Source organism: Escherichia sp. E13S3 (assembly GCF_004212325.1).
Lineage (GTDB): Bacteria > Pseudomonadota > Gammaproteobacteria > Enterobacterales > Enterobacteriaceae > Escherichia.
Map to the genome: position 1 here is coordinate 43,599 of NZ_RHJR01000019.1, position 14,128 is coordinate 57,726.

General features: G+C 51.1%; 22 protein-coding genes. 21 read left to right on the forward strand and 1 reads right to left on the reverse strand.

Going from position 1 to position 14,128, the window contains the following annotated elements:
- Nucleotide 1 precedes the first annotated feature (1 nt).
- The 17 genes from D9597_RS19675 to D9597_RS19760 all read left to right on the forward strand — a co-directional run bounded on the left by D9597_RS19675 (nucleotide 2) and on the right by D9597_RS19760 (nucleotide 12,027).
- Entirely contained in the window at nucleotides 2-412 is a 411-nt protein-coding gene (locus D9597_RS19675; RefSeq protein ID WP_130224134.1) for a recombination protein NinB, read from the forward strand.
- Complete coding sequence (locus D9597_RS19680; protein ID WP_001254221.1) at nucleotides 409-591, forward strand: NinE family protein; 183 nt, start codon at nucleotides 409-411, stop codon at nucleotides 589-591. Before D9597_RS19675 ends, D9597_RS19680 begins: the two co-directional genes overlap by 4 nt.
- Nucleotides 588-758, forward strand: coding sequence for a protein NinF (locus tag D9597_RS19685; RefSeq protein WP_064529141.1), 171 nt, complete (start codon nucleotides 588-590; stop codon nucleotides 756-758). Before D9597_RS19680 ends, D9597_RS19685 begins: the two co-directional genes overlap by 4 nt.
- Complete coding sequence (locus D9597_RS19690; protein ID WP_130224136.1) at nucleotides 751-1,362, forward strand: recombination protein NinG; 612 nt, start codon at nucleotides 751-753, stop codon at nucleotides 1,360-1,362. Before D9597_RS19685 ends, D9597_RS19690 begins: the two co-directional genes overlap by 8 nt.
- A complete protein-coding gene (locus D9597_RS19695) occupies nucleotides 1,359-2,024 on the forward strand; it encodes a serine/threonine protein phosphatase (protein WP_130224138.1) in 666 nt (221 codons plus the stop codon). The genes D9597_RS19690 and D9597_RS19695 overlap by 4 nt, the downstream gene beginning before the upstream one ends.
- Nucleotides 2,021-2,644 (forward strand): antitermination protein, encoded by a 624-nt coding sequence (locus tag D9597_RS19700; protein WP_130224140.1) that lies wholly within the window; start codon nucleotides 2,021-2,023, stop codon nucleotides 2,642-2,644. Before D9597_RS19695 ends, D9597_RS19700 begins: the two co-directional genes overlap by 4 nt.
- A gap of 433 nt (nucleotides 2,645-3,077) precedes the next feature.
- Nucleotides 3,078-3,401 carry a phage holin, lambda family gene (locus tag D9597_RS19710; protein WP_000783734.1) on the forward strand — a complete coding sequence of 108 codons (324 nt, stop codon included), beginning with the start codon at nucleotides 3,078-3,080 and terminating at the stop codon, nucleotides 3,399-3,401.
- Nucleotides 3,385-3,861: a glycoside hydrolase family protein gene (locus D9597_RS19715; protein ID WP_130224142.1), complete on the forward strand. Its 477-nt coding sequence runs from the start codon at nucleotides 3,385-3,387 to the stop codon at nucleotides 3,859-3,861. Before D9597_RS19710 ends, D9597_RS19715 begins: the two co-directional genes overlap by 17 nt.
- A complete protein-coding gene (locus D9597_RS19720; RefSeq protein WP_130224144.1) occupies nucleotides 3,858-4,295 on the forward strand; it encodes a lysis protein in 438 nt (145 codons plus the stop codon). Before D9597_RS19715 ends, D9597_RS19720 begins: the two co-directional genes overlap by 4 nt.
- A 387-nt stretch (nucleotides 4,296-4,682) precedes the next feature.
- Nucleotides 4,683-4,925: a hypothetical protein gene (locus D9597_RS19725; protein WP_240780448.1), complete on the forward strand. Its 243-nt coding sequence runs from the start codon at nucleotides 4,683-4,685 to the stop codon at nucleotides 4,923-4,925.
- A gap of 133 nt (nucleotides 4,926-5,058) precedes the next feature.
- A complete protein-coding gene (locus tag D9597_RS19730) occupies nucleotides 5,059-5,613 on the forward strand; it encodes a terminase small subunit (protein WP_130224146.1) in 555 nt (184 codons plus the stop codon).
- A 2-nt stretch (nucleotides 5,614-5,615) separates the two neighbouring features.
- Nucleotides 5,616-7,238 (forward strand): TerL protein, encoded by a 1,623-nt coding sequence (locus D9597_RS19735; RefSeq protein ID WP_130224148.1) that lies wholly within the window; start codon nucleotides 5,616-5,618, stop codon nucleotides 7,236-7,238.
- Entirely contained in the window at nucleotides 7,238-8,704 is a 1,467-nt protein-coding gene (locus tag D9597_RS19740; RefSeq protein ID WP_130224150.1) for a DUF1073 domain-containing protein, read from the forward strand. Before D9597_RS19735 ends, D9597_RS19740 begins: the two co-directional genes overlap by 1 nt.
- Complete coding sequence (locus D9597_RS19745; RefSeq protein ID WP_141033465.1) at nucleotides 8,595-9,329, forward strand: phage minor head protein; 735 nt, start codon at nucleotides 8,595-8,597, stop codon at nucleotides 9,327-9,329. Before D9597_RS19740 ends, D9597_RS19745 begins: the two co-directional genes overlap by 110 nt.
- Nucleotides 9,330-9,343: 14 nt before the next feature.
- Entirely contained in the window at nucleotides 9,344-10,564 is a 1,221-nt protein-coding gene (locus D9597_RS19750; RefSeq protein WP_086259026.1) for a DUF2213 domain-containing protein, read from the forward strand.
- 3 nt (nucleotides 10,565-10,567) lie between these two features.
- Nucleotides 10,568-11,074, forward strand: a complete 507-nt coding sequence (locus D9597_RS19755; protein WP_130224153.1) for a hypothetical protein — start codon at nucleotides 10,568-10,570, stop codon at nucleotides 11,072-11,074.
- 11 nt (nucleotides 11,075-11,085) lie between these two features.
- Entirely contained in the window at nucleotides 11,086-12,027 is a 942-nt protein-coding gene (locus D9597_RS19760; RefSeq protein WP_001473318.1) for a major capsid family protein, read from the forward strand.
- Here the strand turns inward: D9597_RS19760 and D9597_RS23150 are convergent.
- Nucleotides 12,024-12,257: a hypothetical protein gene (locus D9597_RS23150; protein ID WP_161622305.1), complete on the reverse strand. Its 234-nt coding sequence runs from the start codon at nucleotides 12,255-12,257 to the stop codon at nucleotides 12,024-12,026. The genes D9597_RS19760 and D9597_RS23150 overlap by 4 nt on opposite strands.
- On the opposite strand from D9597_RS23150, the gene D9597_RS19770 reads away from it, so the two are divergent.
- The 4 genes from D9597_RS19770 to D9597_RS19785 are packed head-to-tail and all read left to right on the forward strand — an operon-like array spanning nucleotide 12,256 to nucleotide 14,128.
- Nucleotides 12,256-12,663 (forward strand): DUF4054 domain-containing protein, encoded by a 408-nt coding sequence (locus D9597_RS19770; RefSeq protein ID WP_032197767.1) that lies wholly within the window; start codon nucleotides 12,256-12,258, stop codon nucleotides 12,661-12,663. The two genes, D9597_RS23150 and D9597_RS19770, sit on opposite strands and share 2 nt — an antisense overlap.
- On the forward strand, nucleotides 12,660-13,214 hold the full coding sequence (locus D9597_RS19775) for a hypothetical protein (protein ID WP_054413226.1): 555 nt from the start codon (nucleotides 12,660-12,662) through the stop codon (nucleotides 13,212-13,214). The genes D9597_RS19770 and D9597_RS19775 overlap by 4 nt, the downstream gene beginning before the upstream one ends.
- A complete protein-coding gene (locus D9597_RS19780; protein ID WP_001142484.1) occupies nucleotides 13,201-13,590 on the forward strand; it encodes a hypothetical protein in 390 nt (129 codons plus the stop codon). The genes D9597_RS19775 and D9597_RS19780 overlap by 14 nt, the downstream gene beginning before the upstream one ends.
- Entirely contained in the window at nucleotides 13,565-14,128 is a 564-nt protein-coding gene (locus D9597_RS19785) for a hypothetical protein (RefSeq protein WP_130224155.1), read from the forward strand. The genes D9597_RS19780 and D9597_RS19785 overlap by 26 nt, the downstream gene beginning before the upstream one ends.

A 14,128-nucleotide genomic window follows, 5' to 3' on the forward strand; every position in this document is an offset into this window, starting at 1 on the left:
GATGAAGCAAACAATCTTCCTCCGAAGTAAGCAACAACAGCAAGCCGCAATAAATGCCATCCTCGCAACACCACTCGATAAAGACAAGCCAGTCACCATCCGCATTACTGACTACAAGCGCAACCTTGACCAGAACGCAAAATTTCACGCGATGCTGGCGGATATCGCTCGTCAGGTTCAATGGTGCGGCAAATGGTTAAAACCAGAACAATGGAAGGTTTTGTTGATAAGCGGTCATGCAGTGGCAACAAAACAGGAAGCTGATGTTTTGCCCGGCCTTGAAGGCGAATACGTCAACATTCGCGAAAGCAGCGCGCAGATGAGTGTGAAGCGTATGGCAAGTCTGATTGAGTACACGACAGCATGGGCTATTGGTCAGGGTGTCAGATTTACCGACAGGAGGCATGAATGAGGCGACAGCGACGAAGTTTCACCGATATCATCTGCGAAAACTGCAAATACCTTCCAACGAAACGCTCCAGAAATAAACGCAAGCCAATCCCCAAAGAATCTGACGTAAAAACCTTCAATTATACGGCTCACCTGTGGGATATCCGGTGGCTAAGACATCGTGCGAGGAAAACAAGGTGATTGACCCAAATCGAAGTTACGAACAAGAAAGCGTCGAGCAGGCTTTAACGTGCGCTAACTGCGGTCAGAAGCTGCATGTGCTGGAAGTTCACGTGTGTGAGTACTGCTGCGCAGAACTGATGAGCGATCCGAATAGCTCGATGCACGAGGAAGAAGACGATGGCTAAACCAGCGCGAAGACGATGTAAAAACGATGAATGTCGGGAATGGTTTCACCCTGCATTCGCTAATCAGTGGTGGTGCTCTCCAGAGTGTGGAACCAAGATAGCACTCGAACGACGAAGCAAAGAACGCGAAAAAGCGGAAAAAGCAGCAGAGAAGAAACGACGACGAGAGGAGCAGAAACAGAAAGATAAAATTAAGATTCGAAAACTCGCCTTAAAGCCCCGCAGTTACTGGATTAAACAAGCCCAACAAGCCGTAAACGCCTTCATCAGAGAAAGAGACCGCGACTTACCATGTATCTCGTGCGGAACGCTCACGTCTGCTCAGTGGGATGCCGGGCATTACCGGACAACTGCTGCGGCACCTCAACTCCGATTTGATGAACGCAATATTCACAAGCAATGCGTGGTGTGCAACCAGCACAAAAGCGGAAATCTCGTTCCGTATCGCGTCGAACTGATTAATCGCATTGGGCAGGAAGCAGTAGACGAAATCGAATCAAACCATAACCGCCATCGCTGGACTGTCGAAGAGTGCAGGGCCATCAAGGCGGAGTATCAGCAGAAACTTAAAAATCTGCGAAACAGCAGAAGTGAGGCAGCATGAATATCTACGAAAGAATTGATGGCAGCAAATACCGAAATATTTGGGTAGCTGGCGACCTGCACGGATGCTACACGAACCTGATAAACAAACTGGATACGATTGGATTCGACACCAAAAAAGACCTGCTTATCTCGGTTGGCGATTTGGTTGATCGTGGTGCAGAGAACGTTGAATGCCTGGAATTAATCACATTCCCCTGGTTCAGAGCTGTACGTGGAAACCATGAGCACATGATGATTGATGGCTTATCAGAGCGTGGAAACGTCAATCACTGGCTGCTTAATGGCGGTGGCTGGTTCTTTAATCTCGATTACGACAAAGAAATTCTGGCTAAAGCTCTTGCCCATAAAGCAGATGAACTTCCGTTAATCATCGAACTGGTGAGCAAAGATAAAAAATATGTCATCTGCCACGCCGATTATCCTTGTGACGAATACGAGTTTGGAAAGCCAGTTGATCATCAGCAGGTAATCTGGAACCGCGAACGAATCAGCAACTCACAAGACGGGATCGTGAAAGAAATCAAAGGCGCGGACACGTTCATCTTTGGTCATACGCCAGTAGTGAAACCACTTAAATTTGCCAACCAGATGTATATCGATACCGGCGCAGTGTTCTGCGGAAACCTCACATTGATTCAGGTACAGGGAGAAGGCGCATGAGACTCGAAAGCGTAGCTAAATTTCATTCGCCAAAAAGCCCGATGATGAGCGACTCACCACGGGCTACAGCTTCTGACTCTCTTTCCGGTACTGATGTGATGGCTGCTATGGGGATGGCACAATCACAAGCCGGATTCGGAATGGCTGCATTCTGCGGTAAGCACGAACTCAGCCAGAACGACAAACAAAAGGCTATCAACTATCTGATGCAATTTGCACACAAGGTATCGGGGAAATACCGTGGCGTTGCAAAGCTTGAAGGAAATACTAAGGCAAAGGTACTGCAAGTGCTCGCAACATTCGCTTATGCGGATTATTGCCGTAGTGCCGCGACGCCGGGAGCAAGATGCAGAGATTGCCACGGTACAGGCCGTGCGGTTGATATAGCAAAAACAGAGCAGTGGGGGAGAGTTGTCGAGAAAGAGTGCGGAAGATGCAAAGGTGTCGGCTATTCAAGGATGCCAGCAAGCGCCGCATATCGCGCTGTAACGATGCTAATCCCAAACCTTACTCAACCCAACTGGTCACGCACTGTTAAGCCACTGTATGACGCTCTGGTGGTGCAATGCCACAAGGAAGAGTCAATCGCAGACAACATTTTGAATTCAGTTACACGTTAACAGCATGATTGTCACGGATGGCAACATATTAACGGCATAATATTGACTTTTTGAATAAAGTTGGGTAAATTTGACCCAACGATGGATAAATGCACTCGTTAAATAAAGCCCTGAGTTAATAGCTCGGGGCTTTTTGCGTTTTAAACACGACATTTCTGAAAGCACATCAAACCAAATACCAGACAGACAAAAATAATCACCTTATCCGCTGAGGCTACGGTGCGGTGTGCTTTGCATAAATGAAAACCAGCGCAATGGCTGGCTTCGTGAAAGCGGGTGGCAAGAGGCTGCGCTAACAACCTCATGCCGTTTTGCCCGTGCATATCGGTCACGAACAAATCTGATTACTAAACACAGTAGCCTGGATTTGTTCTATCAGTAATCGACCTTATTCCTAATTAAATAGAGCAAATCCCCTTATTGGGGGTAAGACATGAAGATGCCAGAAAAACATGACCTGTTAGCCGCCATTCTCGCGGCAAAGGAACAAGGCATCGGGGCAATCCTTGCGTTTGCAATGGCGTACCTTCGCGGAAGATATAATGGTGGTGCGTTTACAAAAACAGTAATCGACGCAACGATGTGCGCCATTATCGCCTGGTTCATTCGTGACCTTCTCGACTTCGCCGGACTAAGTAGCAATCTCGCTTATATAACGAGCGTGTTTATCGGCTACATCGGTACTGACTCGATTGGTTCGCTTATCAAACGCTTCGCTGCTAAAAAAGCCGGAGTAGAAGATGGTGGAAATCAATAATCAACGTAAGGCGTTCCTCGATATGCTGGCGTGGTCAGAGGGAACTGATAACGGGCGTCAGGAAACCAGAAATCATGGTTATGACGTCATTGTTGGCGGAGAGCTATTCACTGATTACTCCGATCACCCTCGCAAACTTGTCACGCTAAACCCCAAACTCAAATCAACAGCCGCCGGACGTTACCAGCTTCTTTCCCGTTGGTGGGATGCCTACCGTAAGCAGCTTGGCCTGAAAGACTTCTCTCCGAAAAGCCAGGGCGCTGTGGCATTGCAGCAGATTAAGGAGCGTGGCGCTTTACCGATGATTGATCGCGGTGATATCCGTCAGGCAATCGACCGTTGCAGCAATATCTGGGCTTCACTGCCGGGGGCTGGTTATGGTCAGTTCGAGCATAAGGCTGACAGCCTGATTGCAAAATTCAAAGAGGCTGGCGGAACGATCAGAGAGATTGAGGTATGAGCAGAGTAACCGCGATTATCTCCGCTCTGGTTATTTGTATCATCGCCTGCCTGTCATGGGCTGTTAATCATTACCGTGATAACGCCATCGCCTACAAAGAGCAGCGCGATAAGGCCGCATCCATCATCGCTGACATGCAGAAGCGTCAACGTGATGTAGCAGAACTCGACGCCAGATACACAAAGGAGCTTGCTGATGCTAACGCGACTATCGAAAGTCTCCGTGCTGATGTTTCTGCTGGTCGTAAGCGCCTGCAAGTCGCCGCCACCTGTGCAAAGTCAACGACCGGAGCCAGCAGCATGGGCGATGGAGAAAGCCCAAGACTTACAGCAGATGCTGAACTCAATTATTACCGTCTCCGAAGTGGAATCGACAAGATAACCGCGCAGGTTAACTACCTGCAGGAATACATCAGGACTCAGTGCCTTCGATGATAGCGATAATTTTACTCATCCGCGTTCTCAGTCTTGCCATGGCGACACGTCTCCGGAAGATGGGTTATCAGGAGAAAGTGTTGTCCATTGTTTTCAAAGTGAAAAGCGCGGGATTCCGACGACAGAAGCGCCAATTCCGACAATCCGATCACGGATTCCGACGGAGCGCCAAATCTGGCCGGAACAAATCGGAATTCGTGGTCGAATTAAATCGGAAAGTGCGATCGGATTACATCGGAATCAATGGTCGATTTGGGTCGGAATACGCAGCGTTGAGATAAGAGCCAGTTCATTACATAGCTATATCTAATGGAGCCTGAAATAATTTGTCATTGTCATGACAACAAAATTCATTAATGATGGGCTCTCATTATACGGGAGGTAGATATGGCATTTCGTTATTTTGAACTTACAGAAAATATTCCTTTTGAGGATGCAAGAGAGCTTCACGTACAGTTCAAACACCACTTAGAACATGTTGTAAAGGCGTCATTTATGCCAGGAACACATGAAAAGCATTTAATTGTTGAAGGCCGGGATGACGAATCGATAACACAGATATTTGGTGGGCATGATGAAAAGTTTATACATCTTTATCACATCGATGAAATGAAAAACGTGAATACTTAATCTAACCTCCTACGGCTGTTTTTTATTGCCATTACAAAAGCCATTCCCTACAGAGTGGCTTTGATAATGGCTTATACCTTACACGGGATAACTTAACTGATATCCCTTTTAACGGATAAACGGAGCACAAATAATGGCAAAGCTCACCGACAAACAAGAGCTGTTTGCCCGTGAGTACCTGAAAGATCTGAATGGAACACAGGCAGCTATCAGGGCGGGCTACAGCGAGAAGACCGCCAATGAGCAGGCATCTCGATTATTAGCAAATGTTAATGTTCAAAAATTCGTTGCTGAACTTAAATCCGCCCGCGTTGAGCAGACGGGTATAGATGCCGCCTATGTTCTTCGTAGGTTGGTTGAAATCGACCAGATGGATGTGCTCGACATTCTCCTGCAAAACGGTGAGCTAAAGCCCATTAAAGACTGGCCTAAGGTATGGCGCACAACGTTATCAGGAATGGATGTTGTGGAGATGGTATCCGCAGATAGTGCAGCACTCCTGAAGAAAATCAAATGGCCTGATAAGGTTAAAAACCTCGAACTTCTTGGTAAGCATGTTTCTGTTCAGGCGTTTAAAGACAACGTCAAAAATGAAGTGACTGGCGCTGATGGAGGACCAGTCAGAACAGAAATTACCAACTTAACGCCAGAGCAGGCTGCAGAGGCGTATAGAAAAATGATGGGCTAAGTATGCCGTTACCATTCCCCTTCGATTTTAAACATCCTGATTACCAGATGGTTTTTGAATGGCGGATGGAACGCCTACAGCGCATTCGCCAGAATCCTGAAATATTGCCCGTATTGAAGCAGTTTTACCGAACCAATCCGGCTCAGTTCATCATCGACTGGGGCATGACAACGGACCCGCGTAATATTGATTATGGCCTGCCGGTGACCATTCCGTTTTTACTCTTCCCTAAGCAGGAGGAGTGGATCCACTGGATTATGGAACGCTGGAGCAATCGGGAGAATGGTATTACCGAAAAATCCCGTGAAATGGGGCTCAGTTGGACCGCGATCGGACTGGCCTGCTCGCTTTGTCTCTTCAACAAAGAAATGGTTATCGGTTTCGGCTCCCGTAAAGAGGAATACGTCGACAGTACCGGTGACCCGAAAGCATTGTTCTGGAAGGCGCGCAAGTTCGTGGAAACAGTACCTGTAGAGTTTCGCGGTTCGTGGAGCGAGAAGAAGCACGCGCCATATATGCGTGTTGAGTTTCCTGAAACTGGTGCCGTTATCAAAGGCGAGGCTGGCGATAATATTGGTCGTGGTGACCGTACCACGCTTTATCTGGTTGATGAGGCTGCATTCCTTCAGCGCCCTCTGCTGATTGATGCGGCGTTGTCACAAACGACGCGTTGCCGTATCGACCTGAGTTCAGTTAACGGCATGGCTAACCCGTTCGCTCAGAAGCGTCATGGCGGGAAGATACCGGTATTCACATTCCACTGGCGGGATGATCCTCGCAAGGATGAAGAGTGGTATCGCAGGGAATGCGAGAAAATCGATAATCCGGTGGTGGTGGCACAGGAACTTGATCTGAACTACAGCGCATCAGCGGAAGGCGTCCTGATTCCATCCGAATGGGTACAGGCTGCCGTTGATGCACATATCAAACTGGGTATCCAGCCAACAGGCAAACGACTTGGCGCGATGGATGTCGCCGACGAAGGCAGGGACAAAAATGCCTTTTCCACCCGTCATGGCTTCCTCCTGGAAAATGTGCGGGAATGGTCTGGTGTGGGCAGCGACATTTATCAGTCCGTCGAGATGGTCTTCGGTTTTTGCGAACAGGACAACCTCGAAGAGTTTCGCTTTGATGAGGACGGGCTGGGCGCTGGCGTTCGCGGCGATGCACGCGCTATCAACGAACTGCGTAACGCTGCGCGCCGACCGTCAATACTCGCCACACCGTTTCGAGGTAGTGGCGCGGTATTTGATCCGGATGATGAAGCTGTTCGCGGGGACAACGGGCAAGCCGCACGTCTGAACAAGGACTTCTTCGCTAACGCCAAAGCCCAGAGCTGGTGGCGGTTACGTAAACTTTTTCAGAATACCTGGCGCGCCGTGGTTGAAGGTATGGCTTACAACCCGGACGAAATCATCTCAATCAGCAGTAGCATGGCACTCAAAGATAAACTCATCATCGAGCTTTCGCAGCCGACCTATTCCATTAATGGTGTGGGAAAAATCGTTATTGATAAACAGCCTGATGGAACCCGGTCGCCAAACCTTGCCGACTCGGTGATGATCAACTATGCCCCAATGAATTCAGCCCTGAACATCTGGGAGCTGCTAGGGAGACAGGCCTGATGGCACGAAACAAACAAGCCCTGCGGCGAACTGCGCAGGCCACAGCTGATGGTTATGAGAATTTTATTGCCCGCGTAGGGATGCAGACACCTAACCAGCACTCAGCATCTACCTACCGGGCTAATTTCACCAGTCGTAACCGCATGCTGGTGGAATGGTCCTATCGTTCGTCCTGGATCATCGGCGAAGCGGTCGATGCTATCCCGGATGATATGACCCGCAAAGGCATTCGCATCACGTCGGAAATTGATGCAAAAGATCGTGGCATTCTCGAATCACAACTGGATGAGTTGCAAATCTGGGATGCGCTGAACGACGTGCTGAAATGGTCGCGCCTCTACGGCGGCGCGGTGGGTTTCATCATGATTGAGGGGCAGGCACCAATGACCCCGCTGCGACCCGAAACCATCGGTAAGGGCAAGTTTAAGGGGATTCTCCCGCTCGACCGCTGGATGATCGACCCGGTACTGACCCGCCGCATTAAAGATATGGGGCCGGACCTGGGTAAACCTGAGTTTTACGATGTGGTGACCACAGCAACGGGAATTCCTGCCTGGCGCATTCATCACAGTCGCCTGATTCGCTTTGATGGCGTCACGCTGCCATTTCAGCAGAAGATGACCGAGAACGAATGGGGAATGTCGGTTGTAGAGCGTATCTGGGATCGTCTTACCGCGTTCGACAGCGCTACTGTTGGCGCGGCGCAGCTGGTCTACAAGGCGCATCTGCGTACCTACAGCGTGGAGAAGCTACGCGAGATTATTGCACTTGGTGGTCCTGCGTATGAAGCGTTGCTGAAGAATATCGACCTGATTCGACAGTTCCAGAGCAATGAAGGCATGACGCTCATGGACTCGCGGGATAAGTTTGAAACCCATCAGTACAGCTTCAGTGGTCTGGATGACATCCTATCGCAGTTTGCAGAACAGATTAGTGGCGCTGTTGGTATCCCACTGGTGCGGTTGTTCGGACAGTCCCCGAAAGGATTTTCTACCGGTGATGCAGACCTTGCCAACTATTACGATCGCATCAGTTCGTTGCAGGAGAGGCGTTTACGTCTTCCGGTGCGGCGGATACTGGACATCATGCATCGTTCGGAACTTGGCAAGCCGCTCCCGGATGATTTCACGTTTGAGTTTAACCCGCTCTGGCAAATGTCTGATGTCGATCGTTCAACGGTGGCGTTAAATACCACCAACGCAATCAGTACAGCGCTGGGTGATGGTCTGATGACACTGAAAGCCGCTATGACTGATTTGCGCGAAAATTCTGACGTAACCGGCATCGGGGCATCCATTACCGACGAGGACATAGAGAATGCCGAAGACGAAGCGCCGCCCGGCATCGGCGAACCTGATGACGAACCGCAGGAACCGTCAGGCGGAAATCCGGTATCGAACCAGCCTACGCAGGATAGCGCGGGCGGTCGGGGACATCGTAAATGGTCACTACGATGGTTCAAATGACAGTATCACGGAAATTATTGAGGCGCTGGAACGCTACAGTGAAATCATCACCCCCTGGGCGATAAAGGTCGCGGAAAACTTTACCGCCGACATTGTGCGCAAGAATGATGAGCAGTGGCGTAAACACAGCAAAACCATCAGCCGTGAGCTACGCAATCTGGTAAACAGTGCCCCTCCAGGGCAGGTGATGAAATCCATCGTTGCCGAACAGGTTAAGTACATTAAATCGCTACCCCTCGAGGCGGCTGACAGGGTGTACGACATCCAGAATCGGGCGATTGAAGCTGTTGTTACCGGTGGGAGAGCGGAACATTTTGCTAAAGAAATAGCCGCATCGGGTGATATAGCAAAGTCCAGAGCTGACCTGATTGCCCGTACTGAACTTGGACGTGCAACCGGCGCGCTGGATCAGGCGCGTGCGCTGTCAATTGGTTCGAATGGTTATATCTGGCGTACAGCCGAAGATGGTGACGTCAGGCATTCTCATCAGGAAATGGAAGGTAAATTTGTCGAATGGGGCAAACCTCCAACGCTTGACGGCATGACAGGTCATGCTGGCGAGCTCCCGAATTGTCGCTGTTATAAAGAAATCGTTTTTCCCACCTCCCAATCTTATCCCGCCTGAATCGCAGGTAACCCATGAAATATTTTTTCAATACCCGGCTGGGAGAAACCCGCTACCAGCTGGCTGACGGCTCGTTGCTGTGCAAAGACGTGCCGATAGGACGAACAGGTAAGCAGCTCTATGGTGCTGATGACCTGCCAAAACTGAAACCCGATAAGTTCGGTGAAATAGTCGTCACGCGTTCTCCTGAGCAGGTATTCCATCCGGCCACGCTTGCCTCATTCGAAGGGATGAGCATCACGATCCTGCATCCTGAAGATGAAAACGGGAATGTGCGGCTGGTAAATCCCGAGAACTGGAAAGAGCTTGCTGTCGGGCACCTCCAGAATGTCCGGCGCGGGACGGGTGAGCAGTCTGATTTGATGCTGGCTGACCTTATCGTCAAAGACGAAAACGCCATTCAGCTTATCGAAGATGGCCTGCGTGAAGTGTCGTGCGGCTATGACGCGGAGTACGAGCAGACCGAGCCAGGTAAAGCCGAGCAGGTCGATATTACCGGAAACCATGTGGCTCTTGTCCCCAAAGGCAGAGCCGGAAATCGTTGTGCAATTGGAGACAGAGACACAATGGCAAATCAAAAGAAAAACTGGTGGAACCGCATGCGTGCAGCCATCAAGACAGGAGATGCCGACACCATGAACGAACTGGTGGAGTCGGCTCCCGCATCGGTTACAGGAGATGAGGGGGATTTGCCGCAGGGCGTTAATCTCAACATCAACCTGTCCCCGCAGCAACCACTACCGGACAAAGCACCAGAGATGGGCGGAGGTCCAACCGGCGACAGTGATGATGACCTCAAAACATTACTGAAAGCCCTGCTGGCTAAGCTGGAAGGAAATGCGACGGGCGATAACGACAATAAGCCTGACGATAATCCGACCGGTGACGGCGAGGACGATGAAGAGGAAACCACGATTACTGGTGACTCAGCCTGGCGTGCCGAGGTTATCGTTCCGGGTATCGATCTGAGCCGTAAGATGAAACCGACCGCATTCAAACGTGAGGTCCTGGCTTCTGCTGACAAAACGCTGGTTCGCCAGATAGTCGGTGATGCGGATATCCGCAAATTACCGAAACAATCGGTCGACATGGCGTTTAATGCCGTGTCTGAGATTGCCAAAGGGCGAAACACCCGCGCCACCACCGGCGATGCACAGCGCCCAAACATGGGCATGACCAGTATCGCTTCCCTGAACAAACAAAACGCTGAATTCTGGGCAAACCGTAAAGGGTAAAAAATGAATAATGTATTTCTGTACCGGATGCCTGTTGGCATTGCCGGGGCTGTCTCTCGCCCGCAGGACTTAACCGTCGAACCGGTGGTCCTTAAATCCGATAACGCCTTCGCTGCCTATGGCCTGGCTGGTAAATACGATGATGACGGTTTTTTCGTGCCGCTGGCAGATGGTGATACCGCAGACAAGGTGAATGGGATCTACGTGCGCCCTTATCCTACCACGTCGCAGCCGGACATGGTTCGCCAGGTGGGGAGTGGCAAGAACTTCCCGGGCGACGCCATGAAGCGTGGCTACGTGACCGTTAACCTCGGTTCTGATTTTGATGCCAGCACCATCAAAAAAGGCGACCCGGTATACGTTGTCGTCTCCACTGATGAATCCATCAAAGTGCCGCTGGGTGGATTCATGGCCACGTCAGTCAGTGGCAAAAACGTGGTGCTGACCAACGCTGAATTCACAGGTGCCGGTGATGCTGACGGCAATGCAGAAATTTCCTGGAAGATTTAAGGAACAGACGAATGATTACTTTTGATCAGGCAACCGTTGACAGCTCTGGTGCCTTTCTCATCGGGGAGCTGGAGCGACTCGACCAGACGCTGAACCTGCCACTGGTGGGGTACACCTGGACCCGCGATATCCAACTGCGTGAAGATGTCTCCATCGCAGATGACATTTCCAGCTGGACGAATACCAGCTTCGCCGCTGCGGGTACTGGTGCAAATCCGAATGGCAAAAACTGGGTAGGCAAAGACTCAACCGCTATTGCTGGCGTGAACGTGGATATCGGCAAATCCGGTAACCCGCTGAACCTGTGGGGGATGGAACTTGGCTGGACGGTCATAGAATTGCAGGCTGCTCAGCAGGTCGGCCGCCCGATTGATACGCAGAAGTATGACGGTATGCAACTGAAATGGCAGATGGATAACGATGAACAGGTATATGTTGGCGATTCTGCATTAAACCTGAAAGGCCTTGTTACCCTGGACGGCGTGCCTGTCAACAACGCTGCCAAAACGTGGGCAACCTCAACACCGGACGAAATCCGCGCAAGCATTAACCAGGTGCTGTCTGATGCGTGGGCCGCTTCCGGTTACTCTGTGGTTCCGCGTGATTTGCTGATCCCGCCTGAGCAGTTTGCTCTGTTGTCCAGCATCATCGTTTCATCTGCGGGTAACCAGTCCCTGTTGACGTATCTTCAGACCAACACCATCAGCTATCACCAGAACGGTGTTCCGCTGAATATCCGCGCGGTTAAATGGCTGAAAGGCCGTGGTGTGGGGAAAAAGGATCGCATGGTTGCGTACACCAACGATAAAAAATACGTCCGCTACCCGCTGGTTCCGCTTCAGAGCGTGCCGGTGCAGTATCGCGGTCTGTATCAGATCGTCACTTACTACGGCAAGCTGGGTGCGGTTGAGCCAGTGTACAAAGAAACCATTTCGTACGTTGATGGCATTTAACAGCCACATGGCCCCCTGGCGGGGCCATTAAGGATGACCCGATGGCAAAAAATGATGCAGTAATACACGTACATACCCCGTTTGTGCTCACGCTTCCCGACGGTTCTCGGCGCGAGTTTGTTAAAGGCCGTCATGCTGTGGAGGAAGACGTTGCCACGCACTGGTTCACTCGTGCGCACGCGGAAGTATCCGTTGGCAAAGCCACAGACGCGCGTAACGAGGTAAAAAATGCCAAAGAATCAAAGTCTGCCAGCGGTAAGTGATTTTCGCCGCGACTTCCCGCAGTTTGCTGACCCTGCCAAATATCCCGAAGCGCAAATCCAGTTTCGTCTGAATCTGGCCGATGAACTGCTGAGCGAAAACGTCACCGGCAAAAAGTTGTTTCCGTACTTTGCCGGGTTGTTCGTTGCGCACTACATGACGCTCTGGGCGGCAGACAGCCGGGCGATGCTGGCTGGTGGTTCGGGCGGTTCAACCAATGGTGTTCAGTCCTCAAAGTCCGTGGATAAGGTAAGCGTCAGTTATGACACCAGCGCGACGCTGAATCCTGATGCAGGTTTCTGGAATAACACCCGATATGGCGCTGAATTTTATCAGTTGATCACGATGTTCGGTGCAGGCGGTCGCCAGCTATGAGTTTCAAAAGCGGTGTAACAACGAGGGTGGATAACGCTAAGGCCATTCTGGATGCGCTCAGGTCGTTAACCAAAAAAGATGTGCTGGTCGGCATCCCTTCGGAAGACAGCGAGCGGGATGATGTTCCGTTTGGTAATGCGGGCATCGGTTACCTCAACGAATACGGTTCACCAGAGCAGAACATCCCGCCACGACCTCACCTGGTCCCCGGTGTTAAATCGGCAGAAGAGCAGACGGTGCCGCAGCTCAAAACCGCGGCGCAGGCTGCACTTGATGGTAATGCTGCGGGAGCAGAAAGTGCACTCAACCGTGCCGGGACGCTGGCCGTTAATGGCGTCAGGCGTTACATGACCATTACCGGCTTTACGCCGCTTGCTGACAGTACTGTTGAAGCCCGGGCTCGTCGGGGGCGCAAGGGAGCAACACTGGAACTTGCCCGGCGTGCTGCTGGCGAATCTCCGGGAACCGAACTGGCGAAACCATTAATTGATACCGGGCAATATCGCAGAGCTATTACCCATATTGTGAGGGATAAAGATGCCGACTCTTGATGTAACAGATGTGCTTTTTGACCCCGATTTTTGCGACTTCAATTTGTGGGTAACACGGCGTGTGCAAACGGTGGATGAGGACGGGATCGGCAGCGACAGTGAAGTTAAAAAGCAGTTTGCCGGAGTCGTAACTGTTGATCGCTCTCTGGAAAACCGCCGTATGCAGGCAGGGCAGGTAATCAGCGGTGCAATTCTGATTGTGACGACTGAGCGACTGACGCAGGGACAGACTGGCCGTGATGCCGATATCGTGACGTATCAGGGCCGTGATTATCGTGTGACCTTCGTCGACCCGTATACAGCTTATGGGGCCGGATTCGTTCAGGCGCATTGTGAGTTGATGCCGTTTGATGGGGGAACTCCGGTTGAGCAATAACACCAGTACAGAGCGCGGATGGCTGATACCAACCAGTGGCGATCCGGATTATGACGAAGCTCTCGACAGGCTGTTAAGCCAGTGGATGCGTAACGTTTCCGGTCTGTCTGCCGGGATGGTTCGTCCGCGCTGGCAGAAAGAGCAGCCGCCACTGCTACCGGCTGAAACGAACTGGTGTGCGTTTGGGGTTATCGAATGGTCAGGTGATGACAGCCCGGCATTCACCAGACAGACCGATGATGGCTCTCAGCTCTGGCGGCATGAAACGATTGAGTGTATGGCTTCGTTTTATGGACCGGCGGGGATGGTGTATGCGTCCCGGTTTCGTGACGGTATATCTGTACCGCAGAACAATGCAGCACTGAATGCGCTGGGGCTGTCTCTTGGCGATTACACAGGTCTGACTCCCTTCCCTGAACTTATTAATCAGCAATGGGTCCGCCGCTACGATATGACGGTGCGTCTGTGCCGGAAGGTTGTGCGCGAGTACGGTATTAAATCGCTGGTGGAAGCACCAGTCATCTTTTTCGGAGATTAA